Annotated in this window: 17 protein-coding genes, 1 tRNA gene and 1 riboswitch; of the genes, 8 read left to right on the forward strand and 10 right to left on the reverse strand. The window is 58.7% G+C overall.

What is annotated here, in order from left to right:
• Positions 1-7: 7 nt before the first annotated feature.
• Complete coding sequence (locus EDC30_RS05340) at positions 8-1,513, forward strand: Dyp-type peroxidase (RefSeq protein WP_132257743.1); 1,506 nt, start codon at positions 8-10, stop codon at positions 1,511-1,513.
• Here EDC30_RS05340 and EDC30_RS05345 read toward each other — a convergent pair.
• Positions 1,447-2,541, reverse strand: a complete 1,095-nt coding sequence (locus EDC30_RS05345; protein ID WP_132257744.1) for a catalase family protein — start codon at positions 2,539-2,541, stop codon at positions 1,447-1,449. The genes EDC30_RS05340 and EDC30_RS05345 overlap by 67 nt on opposite strands.
• A gap of 144 nt (positions 2,542-2,685) precedes the next feature.
• Here EDC30_RS05345 and EDC30_RS05350 point away from each other — a divergent pair, with 144 nt between their 5' ends.
• The 5 genes from EDC30_RS05350 (at position 2,686) to EDC30_RS05370 (ending at position 15,160) form a co-directional block, all read left to right on the forward strand.
• Entirely contained in the window at positions 2,686-7,968 is a 5,283-nt protein-coding gene (locus tag EDC30_RS05350; RefSeq protein ID WP_132257745.1) for a hybrid sensor histidine kinase/response regulator, read from the forward strand.
• A gap of 132 nt (positions 7,969-8,100) precedes the next feature.
• Positions 8,101-11,247, forward strand: a complete 3,147-nt coding sequence (locus tag EDC30_RS05355; RefSeq protein ID WP_132257746.1) for a coiled-coil domain-containing protein — start codon at positions 8,101-8,103, stop codon at positions 11,245-11,247.
• A gap of 216 nt (positions 11,248-11,463) precedes the next feature.
• Positions 11,464-12,510, forward strand: coding sequence for a nuclear transport factor 2 family protein (locus EDC30_RS05360; protein ID WP_243656658.1), 1,047 nt, complete (start codon positions 11,464-11,466; stop codon positions 12,508-12,510).
• On the forward strand, positions 12,510-13,769 hold the full coding sequence (locus EDC30_RS05365) for a L,D-transpeptidase family protein (RefSeq protein WP_132257748.1): 1,260 nt from the start codon (positions 12,510-12,512) through the stop codon (positions 13,767-13,769). Before EDC30_RS05360 ends, EDC30_RS05365 begins: the two co-directional genes overlap by 1 nt.
• 116 nt (positions 13,770-13,885) lie before the next feature.
• On the forward strand, positions 13,886-15,160 hold the full coding sequence (locus tag EDC30_RS05370) for an EAL and HDOD domain-containing protein (RefSeq protein ID WP_132257749.1): 1,275 nt from the start codon (positions 13,886-13,888) through the stop codon (positions 15,158-15,160).
• 83 nt (positions 15,161-15,243) lie between these two features.
• Here the strand turns inward: EDC30_RS05370 and EDC30_RS05375 are convergent.
• The 9 genes from EDC30_RS05375 to EDC30_RS05415 all read right to left on the reverse strand — a co-directional run bounded on the left by EDC30_RS05375 (position 15,244) and on the right by EDC30_RS05415 (position 21,444).
• Positions 15,244-15,319 (reverse strand) — tRNA-Lys (locus tag EDC30_RS05375).
• Positions 15,320-15,413: 94 nt separating this feature from the next.
• Positions 15,414-16,172, reverse strand: coding sequence for a tol-pal system protein YbgF (ybgF, locus tag EDC30_RS05380; protein WP_132257750.1), 759 nt, complete (start codon positions 16,170-16,172; stop codon positions 15,414-15,416).
• The gene (gene pal / locus EDC30_RS05385) at positions 16,172-16,696 is read right to left on the reverse strand and encodes a peptidoglycan-associated lipoprotein Pal (protein WP_132257751.1); all 525 of its coding nucleotides are present in this window, start codon (positions 16,694-16,696) and stop codon (positions 16,172-16,174) included. Before pal ends, ybgF begins: the two co-directional genes overlap by 1 nt.
• Positions 16,697-16,729: 33 nt before the next feature.
• Positions 16,730-18,016, reverse strand: coding sequence for a Tol-Pal system beta propeller repeat protein TolB (tolB, locus tag EDC30_RS05390; RefSeq protein WP_132257752.1), 1,287 nt, complete (start codon positions 18,014-18,016; stop codon positions 16,730-16,732).
• A gap of 3 nt (positions 18,017-18,019) precedes the next feature.
• Positions 18,020-18,973 (reverse strand): cell envelope integrity protein TolA, encoded by a 954-nt coding sequence (tolA, locus tag EDC30_RS05395; protein WP_132257753.1) that lies wholly within the window; start codon positions 18,971-18,973, stop codon positions 18,020-18,022.
• A 9-nt stretch (positions 18,974-18,982) separates the two neighbouring features.
• Positions 18,983-19,423 carry an ExbD/TolR family protein gene (locus tag EDC30_RS05400; RefSeq protein ID WP_243656659.1) on the reverse strand — a complete coding sequence of 147 codons (441 nt, stop codon included), beginning with the start codon at positions 19,421-19,423 and terminating at the stop codon, positions 18,983-18,985.
• A 12-nt stretch (positions 19,424-19,435) separates the two neighbouring features.
• A complete protein-coding gene (gene tolQ, locus EDC30_RS05405; RefSeq protein WP_132257754.1) occupies positions 19,436-20,137 on the reverse strand; it encodes a protein TolQ in 702 nt (233 codons plus the stop codon).
• 88 nt (positions 20,138-20,225) lie between these two features.
• Complete coding sequence (gene ybgC / locus EDC30_RS05410) at positions 20,226-20,651, reverse strand: tol-pal system-associated acyl-CoA thioesterase (protein ID WP_132257755.1); 426 nt, start codon at positions 20,649-20,651, stop codon at positions 20,226-20,228.
• 31 nt (positions 20,652-20,682) lie between these two features.
• On the reverse strand, positions 20,683-21,444 hold the full coding sequence (locus EDC30_RS05415) for an SDR family NAD(P)-dependent oxidoreductase (RefSeq protein ID WP_132257756.1): 762 nt from the start codon (positions 21,442-21,444) through the stop codon (positions 20,683-20,685).
• A 220-nt stretch (positions 21,445-21,664) separates the two neighbouring features.
• Positions 21,665-21,768, forward strand: a riboswitch (ZMP/ZTP riboswitch).
• Between the two features lie 93 nt (positions 21,769-21,861).
• Between EDC30_RS05415 and glyA the strand changes: the two genes are divergently transcribed.
• Positions 21,862-23,109 (forward strand): serine hydroxymethyltransferase, encoded by a 1,248-nt coding sequence (gene glyA / locus EDC30_RS05420; RefSeq protein WP_132257757.1) that lies wholly within the window; start codon positions 21,862-21,864, stop codon positions 23,107-23,109.
• A gap of 91 nt (positions 23,110-23,200) precedes the next feature.
• Positions 23,201-23,671 carry a transcriptional regulator NrdR gene (gene nrdR, locus EDC30_RS05425; protein ID WP_132257758.1) on the forward strand — a complete coding sequence of 157 codons (471 nt, stop codon included), beginning with the start codon at positions 23,201-23,203 and terminating at the stop codon, positions 23,669-23,671.
• Positions 23,672-24,156 lie beyond the last annotated feature (485 nt).

Genomic DNA, 24,156 nt, shown 5'->3' on the forward strand with positions numbered 1-24,156 from the left:
AGAAGAGATGACCAAGGCGCTGGATTTATTTGATATTCAGGGTAACGTGCTCAAGGCCTATGGGCGCTTCAGCTTTCCGTATGCGCGCTACGTGTTCCTGCGAGTCCGTCATGGCGAGCGTGGCCGCAAGTTCGTCGCTGCGGTCTCCAGGAATGTGACAACCGCGGTGACCTGGGGTGACGGGCCGAACGAGATCCCGAAGCCGCAGGCGACGACCAATATCGCTTTTACTTTTGCCGGTTTGCGCGCGCTCGGCGTGCCGGAAGCGTCCCTGCGCGGATTTCCTTCGGAATTCATGATGGGCATGAAGATGCGCAAGGATATCCTGGGTGACAACGGCCCCAGCTCGCCGGATCATTGGGATCCTGTTTGGCAGGGCAGCCAGGTGCATATTTTCATTTCGATTAACGGCCAGAAGCTTGAGTTTCTCGAGCAGCGCTACCACTGGCTGCTTGAACAGATCAATCAAAGCGAAGGCGGTGTGGCATTGTTGGCCGGTCACCGTGGCAATGATGGTGCCGATGATCTGCCGTATCAAGAGGCTCATGCGCTGGTGGAGAATGGCAAGCTGACCAGCAAGGAGCATTTCGGTTATACCGATGGCATCGGCGATCCGGTTTTCGAGGGTTTGCCAGATGCCGAGCGCTACGTGGCCGGCCGCGGCAAGCAGACAGCAAAGGGATGGGAGCCGCTGGCGACAGGAGAATTCATCCTTGGTCACATCGACGAAGCCAAAGAATATCCGCGCGCCCCGTCACCCATGTCACTGGTGCGTAATGGCACCTACATGGTGTATCGCAAGCTGCATGAAAACGTGGGGAGCTTCAACAGCTTCCTGGATTCGGAAGGCAGCGCGTATCCGGGAGGGAGGGAACAGCTGGCTGCCAAATTCGTCGGCCGCTGGCGTGATAATGGCGCGCCGCTGGCCGATGCGCCCGATGCGGCAGCCAAGCAGGAATGGGATCGCCGCTTCGCGCAGGCGTCGCCGGAGGAGCAGGACAGGATGCTGAGCGCGTTCACGTTCGATCAGGATGCCGACGGCGCCAAATGCCCGTTCAGCTCGCATATCCGTCGCATCAATCCGCGCGCCTCGCTGCAAACCACGCCAGGCGCTTTCGATACGCCCGGCGCGCTTGCCAACCGCCGTCGTATCCTGCGCCGGGGCTTGCCTTACGGTGAAGTCAAGGATTCAAGCCGCGACGATGGCAATCACGGCATCATCATCCTGATGATGCAGGCCGATATCCACCGGCAGTTCGAATTCGTGCAGCAGCAGTGGGTCAATTACGGCAACGACTTCCGCGCGGGTAATGATAAGGAAATCATCCTCGGCAACCACGACGCGGAGTATCCGAGCCGGGCCGTGCTGCCGGTGTCGCCGGATAGCGACGAGGCGCCGCACTTCCTGCGGAATATTCCCCGCCTGGTGGAAACCCGCGGTGGCGATTATTTCTTCGTGCCGGGCATGGCGGCGCTGCGCATGATTGCCGAAGGTTCTGTCGATCCGACCTGATCGTCTTCGATAGGGTTTTCAATATCCCAGCTGGTCGGCTCGCGGCGCGGCACGTCATTCCATTTGTGCCGGAACGCGGAAATCAGTTCGTAGACGACCCGGCGCGCCCGGTTGATTCCGCCCAGCGGACGGTGCGCCGGCAAGCAATGCCAGGGCGTGAAGGACAGGTTTTCGCCGAATAGGCGTTGCGATTCGCTGTCGAATTCCTGGCTCGGAATGCGAATGGTTGCCACCTTGCGCCAGGGGGAGGCGGATTCGCTCCAGGCCTTGCCCGGATCCTCGATGGGCATCGAATCGGCATCGGTCCGCAATTGCACGGCGAAGTCGAATACGACATCTTCACGACGAAGCTGTTCGACCATGGCCTGGCGCAGATAATCATCCGCGGGTTTGGAAGGGATCCGATCCGGAACGCTAATTCGCGGAACGGCGGAATACTTGGCGGCGGTGTCGCCGAACAGGTAGGGCGTGGTGCTGAAATAGCGGATCTGGAGCGAGTTGGCGAACTTGCGCAAGGATTTAGCCAGGTTCAGCAACACCCGCCAGCGCAGGCCGAAAAAGCCGATCTTGGCCCAGAAGCTGCCCGTCATGGCTTTGATCATGTCATCGAACTCGGCGACGTCGCGGGTCACGAAAACATTGGTGCTGATAAGGATGAAATCCTGGGTCTGCTCGTGTTTTTGCTTATCCAGCAGCTTTTCTCCGGGGACGCCCATCAATTTGATCGCCATGCCCCGGATATCGCGTCCGATGTCCGGCCCCCGGCCAGGGCTCTGGTTGGAAAAGCGGATCCAGGCTTGATAAGTGCGCGCCTCGGCAAACAGGCCAACCCGTAATTCTGAAGGCAAGTCCGGTTCGATGATGAATTCAGCCTTCACCACGCCATGCATCTTGGGATGGGCGTCGCGCCGCATGACGCCATCGGTGTTTTCGCGAATGATCTTGGCCTGCAGGCGTGCTGCCAAGTCGTGAATACGGTCCACTTCACCCGGGGGGATATGTTCAGCAGTCAGACTGGTAATGTTCATACGCTCCTGTATATTGGTTCGTCCGATGACTTTCGATAGGAAGTGCCATCCGGGTATTGTCTCCCCAGGCGTTCGCCAATAAGATAGCAAAACGATGAAATAAATAACAATAATCTGGGGAATGTGTTGCAAAAAATAGGCGCAATGGAGACAGGCTTCTTTCACCGGGAGCCGGATGCCTCGGGTGTGAGGCTGCTGCGCAGCGAGACTTTCGATCTGGACGGCGCCTTGTCAGTGTGCCTTGCCATTACCGACGGTCTCGACCGCTGGTATGCCCGTGCGTCGATGCACAAGGCGATATGCCCGGCCAATATCCGGATTGGTGAAGATGGCAGCGTCGAAATACGTAACGACGCATCGCTGCCGCTGTCTTACTTCTCGCCCGAACAGACCGGGCGCATGAACCGGGGCGTCGATTACCGCAGCGATCTGTATTCCCTTGGCGTGGTGTTTTACCAGCTATTGACAGGGCAATTGCCGTTCACCGGCGGGGCCGCAATGGAAATCATCTACGGCCACATCGCGCGTCAGGCCGTGCCGCCGAACCGGCTCAACCGCGAAGTGCCGCAGGCCGTCAGCAATATCGTCATGCGGCTTTTGGCGAAAAACGCCGAGGACCGCTACCAGAGTTTGGCTGGCCTGAAGGCGGATCTGCAGGCATGCCTTGACGCCTGGCAGGCTGAAGGAGCAGTCCCGGAATTCGAGCTGGGTAAAGCCGACGTCTATGACCGGCTGCAGATCCCGCATAAACTGTATGGACGCCAAGCAGAGCTGGAGCAGCTGCAGCACGCATTGGAACGCACCGCCGCCGGCACGGCTGAAATGATGCTGATCGGCGGATACGCCGGCATCGGCAAATCATCGCTCGTGCAGGAATTGCACAAACCAGTCACGGCGATGCACGGCTATTTCATCACCGGCAAATTCGATCAACTCAAGCGCAATATCCCTTATTACGCGATCGCGCAGGCTTTCCGGGAACTCGTCCGCCAGATACTGACCGAGAGCGAGTCCCGCATCCAGGAATGGCGATCGCGCCTGCTGACAGCCCTTGGCGCCAACGGACAGCTGATCATCAATGCCATTCCCGATCTCGAATACGTCATTGGCAGGCAGCCTCCCTTGCCGCCGCTGGGGGCGACAGAGGCATCGAACCGCTTCCGCTACGTCGTGCAGAATTTCATCGGCGTCTTTGCCCGGCCGGAGCATCCGCTCGTCCTGTTCCTCGACGATCTGCAATGGGCCGACGAAGCATCGCTTGAGCTGATCGAATTGTCGCTATCGGGCCTGGATGACTCCGCCTTTCTCGTCGTCGGCGCGTATCGCGACAATGAGATGGAGGCCGGCAGCGCTTTGGCTGCCGCGATCGAATCCATCCGAAGCAGGGTCGCGGTCAATCAGATTCAGCTCATGCCGTTCAAACAAGACACGCTCTGCATGCTGGTTGCCGATACGGTCAAGGTTTCACCGGAGGAGGCAGCGCCGCTGGGCAAGCTCGTGTATCGCAAGACCTTGGGGAATCCTTTCTTTGTCGGCGAGTTCATCAAGAACCTGCGCCGGGAAAATCTGTTGAACTACCATGAGGGACAGTGGCACTGGAAGCTGGCAGAGATCGAATCGCTGCAGATCACCGATAACGTAGTGGATTTGCTGACCCAGGAATTGAGTCGTCTTCCCGACCAGACGTGCCGGTTGCTGCAGATGGCGGCCTGCATCGGCAGCCGGTTCGATTACCGGACGCTCGCCGACTTGGCGGAAATCGCGCATGAGCAGGCTATTTCACTTCTTCAGCCTGCCTTGCATGCCGGATTGATCTTTGCCCCAGATGCGGTTTTTACAGCAAATGGCGCGGATGCGCATGTCTATCGTTTCAAGCATGACCGGGTGCAGCAGGCGGCATATGCAGATATCGCGGAAAGTACTGCCAAGGAATGGCATTTGCGCATCGGCCGGCGGCTGAATGTCTCCGTCGCGGATGAGCATCGCCGCGAGCATCTTTTCGATATCGCGCACCATCTGAACGCCGGCAGTGAACTTATCACCAGCACTGAAGAGAAGGCTGCGCTCGCCAACCTTAACTTGGCCGCTGCACGCATGGCCAAGGCGGCGATGGCGCATGAATCGGCCTGGAAGCTGGCATCGAGCGGCTTGGCCCTGTTGCGCCAAGCCGATGAAAGCAGCGCGGCACTGTATTTCGCGCTGCAATTGGAACAACTGGAAAGCGGTTTCATGAGCCATCGCTTCCAGGAAGTCGAAGCGACCGGCAGGTCGATGCTTGCCTATGCCTCCGACAAAGTGCAAAAGGCCAGGGTGTACGATGTGCTGGTGCACGCGTGCCTTTACCAGGACAGGCATGCCGATGGGCTGGCGCTGGCGCTGGAAGCTTTGCAAATGCTCGGCGTCAGGTTGCCAGCCAAACCCGGCAAGCATGCGATTGCCTGGCGACTGTGGCAATGCAAGAAGCTCTTGTCCCAGTTCGACGAGCAACGCCTGCTCGATTTTTCGGTCGAAAAAGAACCGATTGAACTGCTCAAGCATAAGATCATGAGCCGGGCGGCGTCAGCGTCGTATGTCGCCAACCCCAGGCTGTTTCCATTGCTGACTTTTAAGCAGATCGAACTGGCGCTGGAACGAGGGCGGTTTTCCCCCGGCTTGCCATGGGCCCTGGGCGGCTATGCCATGGTGGCGATTCAAGGCGGCGGATCCATTCCGCTGGCAACCCGGGTCGGCAAGCTCATGCTCGATTCCAGTCTGAAGAACCAGTCCAGTCAGCGCCTGGATAGCCATGGCGTACGGGTGACCTTCCTTGCCCATGGCGCGATCTTCCATTGGGCGAGACATTTGCTGGAATCCCCGCGGCTGTTGTACGAGAATTATCAGGCCGGACTTGAAATCGGCGAATTTGAATACGCCTGCTACAGCCTGGTTTCGGCGCTTCGCGCGGAAGTGCTCGGCGGCCGTCCCCTGGACGAGTTGGCGGAAAAGCTTGCGGATGGTCTCGACAAGGCAATTCAGTTCCGGCAAAAGACTTCATCGGATGCCGTTGCTATCTTCCTGCGTTACGTTACCGCATTGCGCACTGAAGGCTGGGTTAAGGACGAGCAGACTCCTCCCAGCACGACCCGCCTGACGCTGTTGCACCAGCATTTGTTCGAAGCGATGGCTGCTTATACCTTCGAACAATTTCCGCATGCGCTCGAATGCACGCGTCTGGCCGCGCCCTTTCTTGCCTCGGCAGCCTGCATGCCATCGATCCCGGCCTGGCATTTCTATCATGCGTTATGCCTGCTGGCCTGTTATGCGAACATGGACAGGAAGCAGCAGTCCGCTGCCCGCCAGCAGGTTAGCCAGTTACTGAAGAAGCTGAAGTTATGGGCCCGCCATGCGCCCATGAATTATCTGCATAAGTGGCAGCTGGTGCAGGCTGAACTCAAGCGCGTACAAGGTAGAAACCGCGAAGCATCGGAATGGTACGAACTTGCCATCGCCAGCGCGCGCGAGCACGGCTATCTGAACGAGGAATCACTTGCCGACGAGCTTGCCGCCCGATTCTACCTGGGCCTGGGTAAGCTGATGTATGCCCGCATGTACATGGCCGAGGCCTATGTTCGCTATCGCCAGTGGGGCGCTACCGCGAAAGTGAGACTGCTTGAAAAATCCTATTCTCGCTTGCTGAACGGCGTGGCGGGAACCGGATCCGCGCAGGCGACGCTCGGCATGCCGCCAGTTGAACAGCACCTGGATATCGATACGGTCATCAAGGCCTCCAACACGCTATTGGGCGAGATTCAACTGGACAAGCTGCTGGAAAAACTGATGCGACTGCTAATTGAAAACGCCGGTGCTGAACGCGGCGCCCTGCTGCTGTTGATGGATGGCGTATTGCAGCTTCAAGCCAGCATTGAAGGCGAGCGAATCGAAGTGCGCCAAGCCATGCAGGTCGACGAGAACCTGCCGTTCAGTCTGAGCGCCATCAACTACGTCAAGCGCACCGGCGATCAGCTTGTGCTGGGCGACGCCGGAGATGACATTCGCTTCAATGGCGACCCTTACATTGCGCGGACGCGGCCCAAATCGCTGCTTTGCATTCCACTGCAAAAGCAGGGGTCGCTAGTCGGCATTCTTTACCTGGAAAACAATCTGGCGGCGGATGTCTTCACGCCTGAACGTGTCGGCCTGCTGCAGATCCTCTCGACGCAGATTGCCATTTCACTGGAAAACGCCACGCTGTATCAAGACCTGGAACGCAAGATCGCCGAACGCACGCACGATCTTTCCATCGCCAAGGAGGCTGCAGAGGCAGCCAACCGCGCCAAGTCCGAATTCCTGGCTGTCATGAGCCATGAAATCCGCACGCCGATGAATGGCATGCTAGGCATGATGCAACTGGCGAACATGGAGGCGACCAATCCAAGCCAGAAAGAATACCTCGAAACCGCGCAGTATTCCGCCGAAGCCTTGCTGACGATACTGAACGATATCCTGGACTTTTCCAAGCTCGAGGCCAGCACGCTGGAATTCGAATCCATCAGCTTCGACCTGATCAAGACGGCGGAAAGCGTCATTAACCTGATGTCGCCCCGTGCCAGGGAAAAGGGCATTGCCCTGCAACTTGACTACCAGGGCGAATTGCCGCGCTTCGTGCAAGGCGACGTCGGTCGGCTGCGCCAGGTTCTGTTGAACCTCATCGGCAATGCGCTGAAATTTACCGAGCAGGGCACGATCACCTTGCGCATTGCCCAGCTTGGAGAGCCACCAGGAAGATTGCGTTTTACGGTCAGCGATACCGGTATCGGCATTGCGCCGGATGCGCTCGCACGCTTGTTCAAATCCTTCTCGCAAGCCGACAATTCCATCACGCGTCGTTTTGGCGGCACCGGGCTGGGCCTATCGATTTGCAAGAAAATCGTGGAACTGCAGGGCGGGCAAATCGGCGTCGACAGCACCGAAGGAGTCGGCAGCGATTTCTGGTTCGAGCTGACGCTGCCATTATCGCAGCCGCCGATCGAAAAAGCGGCGCCGCGGGAAGCGCTCGTGACGCCGGATGGCGGCATGCGCATTTTGGTAGCGGAAGACAACGAGATCAACCAGCGGGTTGCGCAATCGCTCCTGAAAAAAGCCGGCCACCAGGTGCACATGGTGGCAGACGGCAGGGCGGCGGTAGCCGCGGCGGCGGCCGAACTCTACGACGTGATCCTGATGGACATGCACATGCCGGAAATGGATGGGCTGGAAGCGACCCGCCTCATCCGTGCGATGGACATGCCGTATTCCGCCGTGCCGATTGTGGCGTTGACCGCCGCGGGACAGGTTTCCGACGTGCAGACTTGCCTGGATGCGGGGATGAATTATTTCCTGACCAAGCCGATTCGCGTCGATCGCCTGCGCGCGGTGCTCATGGAACTGGCAGAGACAGCGGCGAGTTAACACACGATCAATGCGAAACCAAATTGCGACGTTTATGCCGGATGAGGTCGTCCGGCGCTAGTGGAGTAATGTAAGATATTGAATTTCCGGCATATTTGCAGCAGGCCGGGGCCTTAAACAGCGGGAGTAACGATGGATACCAATCAGGCGATGCGCAAGCAATCAAACCTGCAGATGGCATCCCCGGACAATACGCAAGAGCCGGGCATGCCGGCCGCAGCTACCGGAGATACCAGTCAGCAGGGTGGGATGGCCTTGCAGACCATCCGCGAAGCGATTGCCCGCGTTGAGGCCGAAGCCAAGGCCAAGGTCGCCGCAGAAAACCGCGCGCATGCCGAAGCCCGCGCACGCGCCCTCGCTGAAGACCAGGCGATTGCCGACGCCGCCGCCAGCGCGGAAGCCTACCAGCGCGCCAAGGCCGCCGAAGAAGCGATTGCCGTCAGTCGCGCCCGCCTGGAAGCCGAGCGTCAGGCTCGCCTCGCAAGCGAAGCAAAAATCGCCGCGGCCAGCCAGGAACTCACCGAGCTGCGCGCCCGCGCAGAAGCAGAAGAACTCGCTCGCCAGAAATCGGAAGAACGGATTCGCGCCGAACAGGAGGCACGCAAGCGCGCCTCCGAGCAGGCGGCAGCGGAAGCTGAGTTGGCTGCCAAGGCCGCCGAAGCGGCGCGATTGCTGGAACAGGAAACCGAGCAGGCACGCCGCCAGGTCGCCGAGCGTGTCGCTGCCGCCAAGGCTGCGCAGGCCGCTGCACAAGCCCGCGTGCGCGCCGAAGCCCGCATGGCGGAAATCGCGCGTGAACGCGAGCGCAAGGAAAAGGAAGCGCATCAGACTGCCGAGACGCTCGTCGCGGCAAGCAATGATGTTCTGCAAAAGGCGCAGGAGCGCCAACGCGCGGAGGCATTGGCCCTCGAATCCACCCTGAGCCGCGTTCCAGCGGAGGTGCATGCGGTGGAAGAGGCGCGTGCCCGTGCCGCGGTAGAGAAGGAATATGAGGCCATCGCCCAGGCCCGGATCGAGGCGGAGCGCAATGCCCTGGAAGCGGTGCGGATGCGATTGCAGGCCGAGCTAGACTTGCGCGACGCCGCGCTGCGCCGTGAACAGGCCGAAGCCCTGCGGGCGGTCACAGCCAAGGCGCGCCAGGAAGCCGAAACGCGCATTCGGCTCGCCACCGAAGCGCGGATCAAGGCCGAACGGGAATTGCAGGCATTTGCTATCGAGCGCGTGGAAGCCGAGCATCTGGCTGACGTCCGTGCGCAAGAGCGCCTGGCGGCGGAACGGGATGCCATTGTCGCAGCGCGGGAACGGGCGGAGATCGAGGCGCGCGCCACTGCTGCGGCCAAAGCCAAGGCTGATGAAGAAACGCATGCCCGGCAATTGGCGACCGAGCGTGCTGAACTGGAACGCGAGGCCAGGCAGCAAGCGGCCCTGCGTGCTGCTGCGGAAGAAGAGGCGGTCCGGCTTATGGCGGAGCAGGTAAAGCTGCAGCGTGCCGCGACCCAGGCTGCGCAAGAAAAGGCCGAGCAGGCGGCGGCGTTGGCTCGCCTGGAGCAGGAGCGTCTGACAGCCGAACAACATGCTGCCGAGGCATTGCGGCAAAAGCGCGAGGCCGAGCAGGCTGCCGCGACGGAAGCGCAGGCGCGCTTGCGTGCCGAACAAGAGAAGACTGAACTCCTGCGTCAGCGCCAGCAAGCGGAACACCTTTCCAGGATCGCAGAGGAATCCGAAGCGTCCGCGGCCCGTATTGCGCTGACCAAGGCACAGGAGCAAGCCGAGCTGAACCGCGTATCTGCTCAGGCTGCAGTGGAAAAAGCCAGGCAGGCCACCGAATTGGCTCGCATCGAGCGTCATCGCATCATGCAGGAGCGCGAGGCGCAGGAAGCGCTGCAGAAGCGCATGAGAGCAGAAAAGGAGCGCGCGGAAAAGGCGGAGCGACTTGTCAAGCTGGAGCAGGAACGCCTTGCCGCTGAGCGGGCGGCCACAGCCGAAGCGGAGGCCGGTGCAATAGCTGCGCAAGAGCATGCTGAAGCAGCGCGCGCCAGGGAAGAGGCGGAGCGTGTTGCACGACAGGCTAGCGAAGCACAGGCGACTGCTACCAAACATCTTGCGGTGCAAATGCGCGAAAAGGCCGAGCACGAGCGCAAGGCAGCGCTTGCCGCATTGCGCCAGGCCCGCGAAGCGGCGGAACTGGCTCGTATCGAACGGGAACGCGCGATAGCCGAGCAGCGGGCGGCAAGAGTGCTGCAGGAAAAGCGTCTGGCTGAACAGGCTGCCATGCAGGCTGCCGAAGCAAGAGCCCGGGCCGACGAAGAACAGGCCGCATTGATGCGGCGGCAAGCTGAAGCAGAGGAGCAGGCTCACCGGATGCTGGAAGAGAAAAACGCCGTCCTGCGAAAAAAAGAGACAGCGGAGAAGGATGCGCAGAAGGCATATGAAGCGCAAGTCACTGCTGCCAAACATCTTGCTGCCCATGCAAAGGAAAAGGCGGAACAGGAACGCAAAGCTGCGCGCGCTGCGCTACAAAGTGCGCGTGAAGCAGTTGAGCTAGCCCGCATCGAACAAGAACGTGCTGCCGCCGAACAGGCAGCGCTGCAGGCAATGCGGGAAAAAACACTCGCCGAACAGGCTGCCAGAGAGGAAGCGGAAGCTCGCATCAAGCTTGAACGGGAGCAGGCATCGCTGGCCCGGCAGCGCCAGGAGGCGGAACAGGAAGCGCGCGCCGCCGAACAGGCACGCCTGGAAGCCGAGCGCAAGGCACTGGAGGAAGCGCGCCAGCAAGCGCAGGCGGAGAACGAGGCCGCGTCAATGCAGACGAAGTTGCAGGAAGAGAAGGCGCAGGCGCAAGCCTTGGCCCAGGAGCTTGTCAGCAAGCTGTCGCGACAATACGAAGAGGCAGAAGACTGGCACTGGCGCGCCGAGACACTGCTGGCAGAAGCGCCTGTACCCATCCCGGCAGCTCCTGCCGAAGACCCTGCGGGAGGGCGCAGGAAACTGACAACCATGGCGCTGAGTGTGGCCGGCGTAGTTGGATTGGCGAGCGTGCTCGCCTGGTATGGTTCAAGTTCCGGCAACCAGACTGCGCAGCCGCAGTCAACGCCGGTAGTCACCACCTCTGTTGCAACTGCCGCAATTCCTTCTCCGGCGGCGGCAGATTTCCAGCCTGCGGAAGAAGCGACCGAAACCCGATTGAACTTAAGTTATCAACTTGATTCGATGTCGCCATCTATCGGTGCTGAAGCTGCCGATTCCGTAGTGCCGGCTACCGCGACGCCGCAGGAATAGACGTCGAACACGGTATCAGCCGGATAATGATGTCACGCCTATAACGCATACAACATCTGGCGGCTTTATTTTGGAGTCCAGGCTTTGTCTTGAGAAACAAAGCTCTCGTCTCGGTATACAATGCCGATTCCGGCGTGCCGGTGGATACCTTTTACTATTAAAACAAGATCAATGAGAAATCCGTCTTTTCTGTTCAGTGCGGCATTTGATTCAAGCATGAGAAACCTGTACAACAAAACACTGTTAGTCAGCACACTGGCGGCCGCATTGATTGCTGCCCCCGCTTTTGCCGATGAGGCGGCGGATGTCGGCAAGCTCATGCGCGGCGGCCAATATGCTGAAGCCCTGAGCAAGGCCGATGCCTTTCTCGCGCAACACCCCAAGGATGCGCAGATGCGTTTCATGAAAGGGGTGATCCTGACAGAACAAGGCAAGACTGGCGACGCCATCGGCATCTTTACCAAACTGACGGCGGATTTCCCCGATCTGCCCGAGCCCTATAACAATCTGGCCGTGCTCTACGCATCCAGCGGCCAGTATGAGAAAGCCCGCGCGGCGCTGGATATGGCGATCCGAACCAATCCATCATATGCCACCGCTTATGAAAACCTGGGCGATATTCATGCAAGACTGGCCAGCCAGGCGTATGACAAGGCCTTGCAGCTCGATTCCGGCAATGCGACGGCCAAGTCCAAATTGACTTTATTGCGCACGCTGGGCAGCCCCAATGCCAAGCCGTCATCGTCCGGCACCAAGGTGGCGATGGCGCCTCCGGCGGCAGTTCCGGCTCCCGCACCGGCCAAGCCTGCGCCGGCAGCACCGACAGAAAAAGCTGATGCGAAAACCGCGATGGTTGACAAGGCGCCGGCCAAATCCGCAAGCAAGCCCGAGCATGTTGCGAAAGCCGAAGCCGCACGCGACGATGAGCGTGATGACGTGCTGAAGGTAATTCATGCCTGGGCCAAGGCGTGGAGCAGTCAGGATGTCAAATCGTACCTGTCCTACTACAGCAATGATTTCCAGGCTCCGGGCGGGCAATCACGGGCTGCCTGGGCAGATGGGCGTCGTGCACGTATCGTTGGCAAAGAAACCATCAATGTCAAAGTCGAATCGCCGCAGATCACAGTCAACGGCAATACTGCCACTGCCAAATTCCGTCAGGTTTATGTGTCGGATAAATTGAAGGCCGACAGCCGCAAGACGCTGGTCTTCACCAAGCAGGGTGGCAAGTGGCAAATCAAGCAGGAGCGCGCAGGTAGCTGATGTTGTGTCATAGAGTAAAAACGGCAGCGCATTCGGCTGCCGACCTGGTGCGCTTGCGGGCTGTTTCCTGCACCTTGTTGCTGGCTGCCGGCTGCTGGCTGGGTAGTCCGCTTGCATTCGCACAAGCGCGTCAGCCGCAAGCAGCGAGCGCCGCCAAGCCAGATCCCGAAGCCTTGTTGTTGGAAGTGTACAAAGACCTGGGCGCCAACCGCCTGCGCGAGGCGCAAGCCAAGGCCGATGCGCTGGTGGAGGCTTACCCGACTTTCCGTCTCGGGCAACTGATCCGTGGTGATCTGCTGCAGCTGCATACTCGGCCGATTTCCACTTTGGGCGCAGCGCCCAATGCTCCCGAAGACAAGCTGAAAAACCTGCGCGACGAAGCTCGGGCGCGCCTGAAATGGCTGCGTGAAAAGCCCGACCGCAATCTTGTGCCGCGTTTCGTCCTGCAATTGCGCGACGATCAGAAGCAGGTTCTGGTGGTCGATGCCAAGCGCTCGCGCCTGTACGTCTACGAGAACCAGCGTGGCCGCCTCAAATTCAACACGGATTACTACATCAGCCAAGGCAAGTTAGGCATCAACAAGCTCAAGGAAGGGGACCAGCGTACGCCCATCGGCGTGTACTACATTACCCAGCGCGTCCCGGGCAACAAGCTGCCTGACTTTTACGGCACCGGCGCTTTGCCGATCAATTATCCCAACGAGTGGGACAAGCTCAATGGCCGCAGTGGTTCGGGCATCTGGCTGCATGGCGTCCCCAGCGACAGCTACAGCCGGCCGCCGCTGTCTTCCGACGGCTGCGTGGTGCTCACCAATACCGATTTGAACGAGCTTTACCAAACCGTGGAAGCCGGCAAAACGCCGGTGGTGATCGCGGACCGCGTCGAGTTCGTCACCCGCAGCAAGCTGGAAAGCGAGCGTAACCTTGCCAACCGGCTGATAACGGAATGGCGCCGCGATTTCGAAAGCCTGGACGTTGCCAGAGTCATGGCTAACTATTCACGGCAGTACAAATCCGAACGAGGTGAAAATCTCCAAGCCCTGAGCGCCAAATACCAGAAGATTCTGAAGGGCGTGAAAAAGATTTCGATGCAGATCGAGGATTCCACCTTCTTTTTGTATCCGGGGCGGGATGATCTGATCGTCAGCACCTTTACCCAGGAAACGACCGTCGGCAAGATGCGCAGCTCGGCACGCAAGCGCCAGTACTGGGCGCGGGAAGGCGGCCAGTGGAAGATCATTTCCGAAACCAATCTGTAATTCGCCGCAGGTTTGATGAATGTTACGGCCGCCAAGCGCGGCCGTTTTTATTTTCTTTCATTTTTGAAAGAACAAGTCTATTCTTGGGGTAACCACCTTAATCATTCGGAGGCATTATGGCGATCCAATTCCTCCACGCCGCCACGGCCAGCAAGCTGCCTGTTTCCGCATGTTTCATGACGCGCCAACCAGTCCTGGATCGACGTCAGGAAGCCGTCGCATTCGACCTGTCGTTTTATTCAGCTGACAGCCAGGATAATCAGGCCGGAAGTGGCGCTGTCATTCAACAGATCCTGGCGCATTTCAACGAGCTTGATCTAGTCAAGACAGTCGGTGAGCTGCGCGGATTCATCGATGTCGACAGCGCGACGATAATGAGCGATGTCTTTACGCATATCCCCCGGACCAAGTTCATTTTCAATCTTGATGCCGCTGTCCCGATAACCGACGAGTTGCTGGCACGCCTGTCGCAGTTGCAGGGCCAAGGTTTCCTGTTCAGCGTGAATGAGGCAATGGGCGATGGCGACAGTCTGGCCAAATTGCTTCCCATGATGGAAGTGGTGAGATTCGATATGCGCCGCTTCACGCGGGAAGAGCTGGTGCAGCGGACGTCGCAGCCGCAGTTGGCCGACAAGAGGCTGCTGGCTGATCACGTCGACACGCTCGCGCAGTTCGAGGCATGCCTGGCGCTCGGCTTCGATTACGTGCATGGATATTATTTCGCCCACCCGGTCATCCATCCCGACCACAAGCTGGCCCCGTCGCAGGCGGCAATCATCGATATCATCGCGCTGATTTCCGGCGAAGCCGACAGCACGGAGATCGAGGCGCATATCAAGCGCGACGTATCGCTGAGCCTGAACCTGCTCAGACTGGTGAACACCGCTGCCGTCGGCATGCATCGCATCGATTCCTTGCGCCAGGCATTGATGGTCCTTGGTCGCAAGCAGCTGGCAAACTGGCTGCAAGTCTTGCTGTATGCCGAAGCTCACGAAAACGCGCCAGGCGTCAAACCCTTGCTCATGCTGGCGACCAACCGCGGCAAATTGCTGGAGCTGATCGCATTGCGCCACCGGCCCGGCAATCGCGGTATCGCCGATGCCGCGTTCACGGTCGGGATTATGTCCCTGATGGATGCGCTGTTCGGCATGCCGATGCCGGAAATCGTGCAGCAGATTCCGGTAGTCGAAGAAATCGGTGAAGCCTTGCTGGAGCGGCGAGGGTACTTCGGCGAGTTGCTCGCATTGGCTGAAGCGCTGGAGCGGCGCGAGAGCCCTGCATTGCTGTTGCCCATGCTGGACAAATTCCAGCTGGATTGCGACAGCCTGTACCTATTGCAGACCGAGGCCTTCGAGTGGAGCAATAACGTTTCGCAGGCCATGCATCCATGATCGCTGCATGAGGATGCGAAGAAAAGGAGTCCGGAAACGACAAAGGCTTCCTTGCGGAAGCCTTTGAGTTACTGCTTATATCTTGGTAGGCCGTGCGGGATTCGAACCTGCGACCAACGGATTAAAAGTCCGCTGCTCTACCAGCTGAGCTAACGACCCGAAGAACAAAATTATAGCGGCCGATCCGATAGCCTGTCAATGCATTATGAATTGCCTGCGTTAAAAAACTTTAGCTGCGCCGGCAATCAACTGCTTACTTCAGAATCGCCAGGCGCTCCTTGGCGGTTTGCGCTGCTTCCGTACCGGGGTATTTCGCGACCAGGCTTTCCAGGGTTTTCTTGGTTGCAGCCCGATCCTTCAATTCAAGCTGGCAGGTAGCGATGGTCAGCATGGCATCCGCCGCTTTCGGATGATCGGGAAAATTCTTCACGATCGCCTGATGCGCCGTAATGGCGTTACGGTAGTCACGCAGCGCGTAGTAGCTATTGCCCAGCATATACTGGGCATTGGCCACGTAGCCGGATTGCGGCCAGCGTTTCACGAAGTCGGCCAGTGCTGCCGCGGCCGACTTGTAGTCCCCCCCGTTGAATGCCGCCATTGCGGCGTCATAGGATTTCTGCTCGGCAGGGTCAACGCTGATTTCCTTGCCATCGACCGTCACTCGCTGCGGTTCCAGTTTGCGCAGGCGATTGTCGAGATCCACGTAAAAATCCTTCTGCCGCTGCTGCGCATTCGCCAGTTCATTGGTCAAGACCTCGACCTGGCCACGCAGCTTGGCGATTTCCTGGCGCAATTGCTCGTTCTGGTTCGCCAGTTCGAGCACGCTTTTCTGGCTAGCCTTGCTATCCAGTTGGGCGGCATTTTCCTTCTGGTTGGCCTCGACCTTGGTGCGCAAATCGATGATGGCTTTGCGCGCCTCGTCGTCACCGAACAAGGCATGGGCCGGCAGAGGCGCCAGGGAGGCTGCCGCCAGGCAGGCGGCAGCGAGAGCGGGGGAGACTAGCGTCTTCATTATTGATAGACCAGGTCAGCGCGGCGGTTTTCGGCCCAAGAGGATTCGTCGTGGCCTTCAGCCTTCGGCTTTTCCTTGCCAAACGAAACGGCTTCCATCTGTGCTTCCGGCACGCCCAGCAGCGACAGTGCCTTGCGCACGGCTTCGGCACGCTTCTGGCCCAGTGCCAGGTTGTACTCGCGGCCACCGCGCTCATCGGTATTACCCTGGATGACGACTTTGCGGCCCTTGTTCGCGACCAGATACTTGGCGTGGGCTTCGACGACAGGCTGGGCTTCCGCCTTCAGCGTGTAGCTGTCCAGGTCAAAGTAAAAGCTGCGTTGTGCCAGTGCGCCCTTGGCATCCTTCAGCGGATCGGTCGACTGGGTATCGACGGTGCCGACGTTGCGGCTGCTGTCGGTACCCTGGGTGCCCTTGGCGTCACGGTTTTCGATCGGGGCCTGGTCGTTCAGCGGCGTGGACGAGCATGCTGCCAGCGCCAGAGCGCTGCACAGAATAAAAGCGGAGGTAGAGAGTTTTTGCATGTTGAATGCTCCTTCAGTTGCAGGTGTGATGAATTATTTCATGAATGGGCCCCAGCTCGGCTCGCGGATGTCGCCTGCCTGGGTGCTCAGCTTGTACCGGGTACGGCCGTCAGCCGATACCACTGCCAGCGCGTCGCGTCCGCCGGATGCGGTCGCGTACATGATGTATTTGCCGTTAGGCGAAAAGCTGGGGGATTCGTCGCTGCTGGAATCGGACAGGCGCAGCTCCTGGCCGTTTGCCAAGTCCATCACATAGAGCTGGAAGCGGCCGTCGCGGCGCGAAATGTAGGCCAGTGTCTTGCCGTCGGGAGAAATGCGCGGGCTGATGTTGTAGCTGCCACGGAAGGTCACGCGCTGGGCATCGCCACCATTGGCCGGCATACGGTAGATTTGCGGGCCGCCGCTGCGATCACTGGTGAAATAGATGGTTTGGCCATCGGCCGAGAATTGCGGTTCGGTTTCGATGCCGTTGGTATTGGTCAGGCGGCGCAGGCCGCTGCCATCGGCGTTGACCATGTAAATCTGCGTCAGGCCTTCACGCGCCAGGGCGATAGCAAGCCGGCTGCCATCCGGCGACCAGGCTGGCGCCGAATTGCTGCCCTTGAAGTTGGCTACCGCGATGCGATCACGGGTCACCAGGTTTTGCACGTACACCACCGGCTTCTTGTTTTCAAAGGAGACATAGGCGACCTTCGTGCCATCCGGCGACCAGGCCGGCGAGATGATCGGTTCGTTGGAACGCAGCGCCACGTGCACGCCTTCGCCATCGGCGTCGGCGACTTCCAAGCGATATTCCTTGCCAGCTTTGGTGACGTAGGCGACACGAGTAGCGAAAGCGCCGCGGATACCCAGGAGCTTTTCGAAAATGTCATCGGCGATCTTGTGTCCCGCGAGGCGCGTGAATTGCGGCTGCACCGCCATGGCCAGGCCGGAAAGCTGCGAACCTGCGACGGTGTCGAGGAGCTTGTAGCGCACATCGAAGCGGCCGTCGGCCAGGCGTTGCACGCTGCCGACCACCAGCGCATTGGCGCCGCGGCCTTTCCAGTCGGCGTACTTGACCGGCGTGGTTTCCGAAATCGCCATGCCGGTGTCGATGACCCGGAAATAACCGCTGCGTGCCAGGTCGGCCTTGATGATGGCGCTCACCTGTTGCGGCGCCACGCCTTCATCGGCAAAGGCGGCGATGGCAATCGGAATCTGGTTGGCGCCCACGCCTGAGATTTCCACGCGCAACTGGGCATGAGCTGAAGTCGCTGCAAGCAGACCAAGCAGCGCTACCAGGCGGACGAAATAACTGCGGAGGAATGACTTATTCATCATGGCTTACTGTTCTTTCGGTCGATGGATCACTGGGAAGCCCGAGGGGACGGTGCCGGATTTGTCAGGCGGGAAAGGCGCCGACAATTCAATTGCCCGCTTCACCGCCTCGTCAAAAGCCGGAATGCCGGAGGATTTTACCTTGCGCGGGGCGCCGCGCAGCGATCCATCCGGGAAAAGCTGTACATCGTATTCCACGGCCGGATTGCCCTGCAGGTCCCCAGGCACGACAAAAGCCGTATTCGACTTGATCTTGGCCGCAACCTTGGCCGCATAGCTCGGGTCGCCGCGCATGCCCTGTGATTTGGCCGCTGTGCCGGTGCCTCCGCTGCCAGCCGGACCGGCAAGATTCTTTTGCGCATCCTTTCGCATTGCCGCCAGCAATTTGGCATCCAACGCTTCCTGGCGCTTGCGCTCGGCTTCCGCTTTTTCCTTCTTGGCGATTTCAGCCTTTTCCTTTTCCAGGGCCAGCTGCTTTTCCTTTTCCTTCTTCGCCAATTCCTGCTTTTCTTTTTCCAGCCGATCCTTCTTCTCTTTCTCCAGCTGCGCCTGTTTCTCTTTTTCTATGCGCTCTTTTTCTTCTTTCAGGCGCGCCAGCCTTTCTTCCTCTTCACGCTTGGCTTTTTCTTTTTTCTTCTTTTCCTGCTCCAGCGTGATATCGGGCTGCTTCTCCGGCGTTTTTACTTCGGGTTTGGGCTCCGGCTTGCTGACAGGCTCAGGTTCCGGGCGCGGCTTGGGTTCCGGCACAGGCTCTTCCTGAGGCGGCAGAGGCTGCTTTGGTGCAGCATCCTTGGCCTGCATGTCCCAGACTTCAGCCTCGATCGCCACAGGCGTTTCGCTTTGCCAGCGGATACCAATCCACAGGAAGGCAAACAGCGCGGCATGCACTGCCACCGCCAACGCAATGGCGCGCCAGCTGCCTGGTTCCTTGGGAACGGAATACGGAGTCGAATCAGCCATCTTTCCTGTTTACCTGGTTGCCAGTCCCACGCGGTCAATGCCGACCTTTTTCGCTTCGGATAACACCTGGATCACTTCGTCGTACTTGATTTCCTTGTCGGCGGCGATCATTACCGGCATGCCGGGATGCGCCGCATGCATATCGCGCAGGGTGTTGATCAGCTCGTCGCGGCTGGCGACAGTAACGGCTTGCGCCGCGCCGCTCTTGCTGCCGCCGATTTTCACGGTGGTCTGCGAGTCCGGCTTCATGGACACCTGAATGTATTCAGAAGGCGGTTGCGCCGACCTGCCGGCATTCGGCAGATTGATCACGGTCGGATCGGCGATCGGCGCCGTCACCATGAAAATCACCAGCAAGACCAGCATCACGTCAATGTAGGGCACCACATTGATGTCTGACTTGAATTTGCGGCTGCGTCCGCCGCGCATCGATCCGGATATGGAAGCCATGACTCTTTCCTCTTAACGAACCTGGCGCTGCAGGATGTTCGAGAACTCTTCGATGAAACTCTCGAAGCGAATCGCCAGACGATCGATATCGTGCGAGTAGCGGTTGAATGCCACCACTGCCGGAATCGCTGCAAACAGGCCGATGGCCGTGGCAATCAGCGCTTCGGCAATACCAGGCGCCACAGCAGCCAGCGTGGCCTGCTGCACGTTTGCCAGGCCGCGGAAGGAATTCATGATGCCCCAGACGGTGCCGAACAAGCCGACATACGGCGATACCGAGCCGACCGAAGCAAGAAACGCCAGGTGCGATTCCAGCGCATCCATCTCGCGCTGGTATGCCGCACGCATCGCGCGCCGGGCGCCGTCGACCAAGTTGTTGGCATCGACGCCAGGCCTGCCGGCAAAGCTTGCCTTGGCCTTGTTGAATTCACTCATCCCGGCTTCGAAGATGCGTTCCAGCGCGCCGGTCTGGTCAGGATTGCGGCGGCGGGTCGAAACGGCGTCTTCATACAAGGTGTTCAGATTGCCGCCTGCCCAGAAATTACGCTCGAATTCCTCGGTCTGTGACTTGGCGCTCTTGATGGCGAACAGCTTGCGGAAGATATAGGTCCAGCTCATCAGCGAGACCGATGCCAGCAGCAGCATCACTAACTGGACCAGCAAAGAGGCGTTGGAGATCAGGGAAAGAAAGGAAAGATCTTGTGCGACTGTCATAAGAACGCTTGAGCGAATAATCGAATTGAATATGAATTAATCAGCAAACCCGGCATGGTGCCGCCATTCGCCAGTAATGAGAGCTTGCCTAATGATTGCCCTGGAATTTTGCCCGCATGTCATCTGGAATTGGGCAAGGGCGGAGATTTCCCGCGCTTACACACACAACCGTCACCGACCCATCGGCCAGCAAAGTGGTTTGCTCCCCTGCGGTGCGCCAGGCCTCTTGTCTGAGTTGCATGGATGCACCGCCTAAGCGTTCGACAGCAACAACTAATTTCAGTTCGTCATCTAATTTCGCTGGAGCATGATATTCAATGGACGCTCTCTTCACAATGAAGAGCAAACCATGCGTTTCATTCAATATTTGCTGGTTAAAACCCAATGCGCGCAGCCATTCCGTCCGTGCCCGCTCAAAAAACTTGAGGTAGTTAGCATAAAAGACGACGCCGCCCGCATCGGTATCTTCGTAATAGACACGAACGGGCCAGCTGAATTGGGTATCGGTTGTCATGCTGTAAAGCGAGAGGCGGGATTCGGATTGATCATGGCTGGCCCGGCACATTCCGCTTGATCGCGAAGGGAGCGAATCCCTGGCAGGTCGGCATCATCTCGATATGGTTGATATTGACATGCGCCGGCAGGGTGGCGACCCAGAAAGCGGCTTCAGCCACATCCTCCGCAGTCAGCGGCACAGTGCCTTCATACACTTTGGCCGCCGCCACATCGTCGCCACGAAAACGCACATTCGAGAATTCGGTGCCCCCCGCCAGGCCCGGGGCGATATTGGTTGCCCGAACGCCCGTGCCGGCCAGATCCCCGCGCAGGTTGCGAGTGAATTGATCGACAAATGCCTTGGTTGCGCCATACACGTTCCCACCCGGGTAAGGGTAGGTGCCAGCGATCGAGCCTATATTAATAATGGTGCCGCTACCGCGCGCCACCATTTCCGGCAGCAGCAGGCGTGTCATGGTCACGAGGCCCTTGCAATTGGTCTCGATCATGGTTTCCCATTCGTCCAATGATGCTTGCTGTGCGGGTTCGACGCCGAGCGCCAGGCCGGCATTATTGATGAGGACATCGATGGCGCGCCATTCGGCCGGCAGCGCGGCAAGCGCGTCGATAATGGAAGATTTGCTGGTGACATCCAGGGCGATCGGCAAGACCGCATCGCCGAATTCTCGGGCCAGGCCATCCAGGCGATCGCGGCGGCGACCGGTGGCAATCACTTTGTGACCGTGGCGTGCAAACTTGCGGGCCATTTCCTCGCCAAAGCCGGAGGTGGCGCCGGTAACGAAGACAATCATCGCTATCCTTTTGAATAACTGTTTATTATAGGCAAAAATACTCGAAGGCGCTCAAATCAAGCGCTGCAGTCTATCTGAGTTAGTTATTATTGCTTTCGTGACCATTGTCACCGTTTTGACTTAACTGAGGTTTGAGCTGCAGTCGGCCGTGCTGACGTAATTGGCTTGGCAAGCGGAATTCTTGCTCAAATCAAGGGCTTATCATACAATTTATGACCATTTCGTCTCACGTGACTGGCGAAAAACCGGATTCCGCATTCCGGACAAGGTGGAGATCCACCGGGGAACGTGAGGCTTCTTCCGCCGTTCGCCTGGGCAGCCCAAATGGAAAGCACGACTGAGGCTGCCTGTCATTTCCTATTGGCCCTCACTCGACCGAGCCTAGGCACTTTGAATTAATCAAACTGGAGTAATCTCATGTTCGAAAAAGACCATACCATTGCCAAGGTCGATCCGGAACTTTGGTCGGCCATCCAGCAGGAAAACACCCGTCAGCAAGACCATATCGAGCTGATCGCCTCGGAAAACTATACCTCGCCGGCCGTCATGGAAGCCCAGGGCTCCCAGTTGACCAACAAGTATGCCGAAGGCTATCCGGGCAAGCGCTACTACGGCGGCTGCGAATATGTCGACATCGTCGAAACCCTGGCCATCAACCGCCTGAAGGAGCTGTTCGGCGCCGAAGCCGCCAACGTGCAGCCGAATTCCGGTTCGCAAGCCAACCAGGGCGTGTTCTTCGCCGTGCTCAAGCCGGGCGACACCATCATGGGCATGTCGCTGGCCGAAGGCGGCCACCTGACCCACGGCATGGCACTGAACATGTCGGGCAAATGGTTCAATGTCGTCTCCTACGGCTTGAACGAGAAGGAAGAAATCGACTACGAAGCCATGGAGCGCCTGGCACGCGAGCACAAGCCCAAGCTGATCATCGCCGGCGCCTCCGCCTACGCCCTGCGCATCGATTTCGAGCGTTTCGCCAAGATCGCCAAGGAAGTCGGCGCCTACTTCATGGTTGACATGGCCCACTATGCCGGCCTGATCGCCGCCGGTGTCTATCCGAACCCGGTGCCCTACGCCGACTTCGTCACCACGACTACGCACAAATCCCTGCGCGGCCCGCGCGGCGGCGTGATCCTGATGAAGGCCGAGCATGAAAAGGCCATCAACTCGGCAATCTTCCCGGGCATCCAGGGCGGCCCGCTGATGCACGTCATCGCCGGCAAGGCCGTGGCATTCAAGGAAGCGCTGTCGCCGGAATTCAAGACATACCAGCAGCAAGTCGTGAAAAACGCCGACGCCCTGGCCAAGGCATTGACCGAGCGCGGCCTGCGCATCGTTTCCGGCCGTACTGAGTCGCACGTAATGCTGGTAGACCTGCGTCCGAAGGGCTTGACCGGCAAGGAAGCCGAAGCCATCCTCGGCGCAGCGCACATCACCTGCAACAAGAACGGCATCCCGAACGACCCGCAGAAGCCTTTCGTGACTTCGGGTATTCGCCTCGGCAGCCCGGCCATGACCACTCGCGGCTTCAAGGAAGCGGAAGCAACCAAGGTCGGCCACCTGATCGCCGACGTGCTGGACAACCCGCACGATGCAGCGACCATCGAGCGCGTCAAGGCTGAAGTCAAGAAATTGACGGATGCTTTCCCTGTCTACGCCAAGTAATCGATGGCATGGCGCCTTCGCAATTGCAGTAAGCGGAGGCGTCAATTGGACAAGCAATACGGTGTGAACTGACTGAAGCGAGCCGCGTGCGATGAAATGCCCTTTCTGCCACCACGAAGATACACAAGTTATCGATACCAGGGTATCGGAAGAGGGAGATTCGATTCGCCGCCGGCGCCGCTGTGCGCACTGCGACAAGCGATTCACCACTTATGAGCGAATCGAATTGGCGATGCCCGTCATCGTCAAGAAAAACGGCAGCCGAACCGAATTCGATCCGACCAAGCTGCGTGCCAGTTTCATGCTGGCCTTGCGCAAGCGTCCCGTTTCTGCCGAAGCTGTCGATGCAGCCATTCATCGAATCGAAGAAAAACTGCGCTCCAGCGGCGAGCGTGAAGTCATATCCGGACATGTCGGCGAGCTGGTCATGCGAGAACTGAAGCGCATGGATAAGATCGCCTATATCCGCTTCGCTTCTGTTTATAAAAGTTTCGAAGACATTGCTGAATTTGAGGATGCGATTGCGGAAGTTGGTCACGACCGTAAATCCGTCGCTAAATAAGGCGTTAATGACAAAGCAATAACGAGCTGGCGGGCAGTAAAAATATTCGCCAAAAGCCGTAGACGGCCTGCGCCTAAAGCTGCATAATCCTGTTCTTCGCTGCTGACGCCGATTGAAAAAACGGCGCCGGTGACGAAGTAGAGATGTTAGGTAGCAGAAGTTCGTCACACGTCCTCCTGGTGGTGCCTCTCCCTCGCAGTACATATCGATTCGGGCTTTGTTCTGGATTGATTGGTTTTGCCAAGTAAATTGACTTGGTGGCGAGAAGGGCGCTAAGCGATATGAGCCTTAAATTAAAGGCTTGATGTCAGAGCCGGTAGGAGCTGTAAGAAATAAGTTTTTTCTGACAGCGAGGTGTTGACAGTGACTCTGAAGTGCTTCATAATCTCGTTTCTCTGCTGCTGACGAACACGACGCTTCGCAGCAACGCTGAAAGCACAGCGGGGCAGGTAGGATGATCTTTAACAATTAACAGCCGATAAGTG

Source organism: Paucimonas lemoignei, assembly GCF_004342585.1.
In the GTDB taxonomy this organism is placed as follows: domain Bacteria; phylum Pseudomonadota; class Gammaproteobacteria; order Burkholderiales; family Burkholderiaceae_D; genus Paucimonas; species Paucimonas lemoignei.

Bases quoted from the DNA above. Each gene is read 5' to 3' on its own strand.
- EDC30_RS05340 (WP_132257743.1), top strand. From the start codon at position 8: ATGACCAAGGCGCTGGATTTATTTGATATTCAGGGTAACGTGCTCAAG.
- EDC30_RS05345 (WP_132257744.1), bottom strand. From the start codon at position 2,541: ATGAACATTACCAGTCTGACTGCTGAACATATCCCCCCGGGTGAAGTG.
- EDC30_RS05350 (WP_132257745.1), top strand. From the start codon at position 2,686: ATGGAGACAGGCTTCTTTCACCGGGAGCCGGATGCCTCGGGTGTGAGG.
- EDC30_RS05355 (WP_132257746.1), top strand. From the start codon at position 8,101: ATGGATACCAATCAGGCGATGCGCAAGCAATCAAACCTGCAGATGGCA.
- EDC30_RS05360 (WP_243656658.1), top strand. From the start codon at position 11,464: ATGAGAAACCTGTACAACAAAACACTGTTAGTCAGCACACTGGCGGCC.
- EDC30_RS05365 (WP_132257748.1), top strand. From the start codon at position 12,510: ATGTTGTGTCATAGAGTAAAAACGGCAGCGCATTCGGCTGCCGACCTG.
- EDC30_RS05370 (WP_132257749.1), top strand. From the start codon at position 13,886: ATGGCGATCCAATTCCTCCACGCCGCCACGGCCAGCAAGCTGCCTGTT.
- ybgF (WP_132257750.1), bottom strand. From the start codon at position 16,172: ATGAAGACGCTAGTCTCCCCCGCTCTCGCTGCCGCCTGCCTGGCGGCA.
- pal (WP_132257751.1), bottom strand. From the start codon at position 16,696: ATGCAAAAACTCTCTACCTCCGCTTTTATTCTGTGCAGCGCTCTGGCG.
- tolB (WP_132257752.1), bottom strand. From the start codon at position 18,016: ATGATGAATAAGTCATTCCTCCGCAGTTATTTCGTCCGCCTGGTAGCG.
- tolA (WP_132257753.1), bottom strand. From the start codon at position 18,973: ATGGCTGATTCGACTCCGTATTCCGTTCCCAAGGAACCAGGCAGCTGG.
- EDC30_RS05400 (WP_243656659.1), bottom strand. From the start codon at position 19,423: ATGGCTTCCATATCCGGATCGATGCGCGGCGGACGCAGCCGCAAATTC.
- tolQ (WP_132257754.1), bottom strand. From the start codon at position 20,137: ATGACAGTCGCACAAGATCTTTCCTTTCTTTCCCTGATCTCCAACGCC.
- ybgC (WP_132257755.1), bottom strand. From the start codon at position 20,651: ATGACAACCGATACCCAATTCAGCTGGCCCGTTCGTGTCTATTACGAA.
- EDC30_RS05415 (WP_132257756.1), bottom strand. From the start codon at position 21,444: ATGATTGTCTTCGTTACCGGCGCCACCTCCGGCTTTGGCGAGGAAATG.
- glyA (WP_132257757.1), top strand. From the start codon at position 21,862: ATGTTCGAAAAAGACCATACCATTGCCAAGGTCGATCCGGAACTTTGG.
- nrdR (WP_132257758.1), top strand. From the start codon at position 23,201: ATGAAATGCCCTTTCTGCCACCACGAAGATACACAAGTTATCGATACC.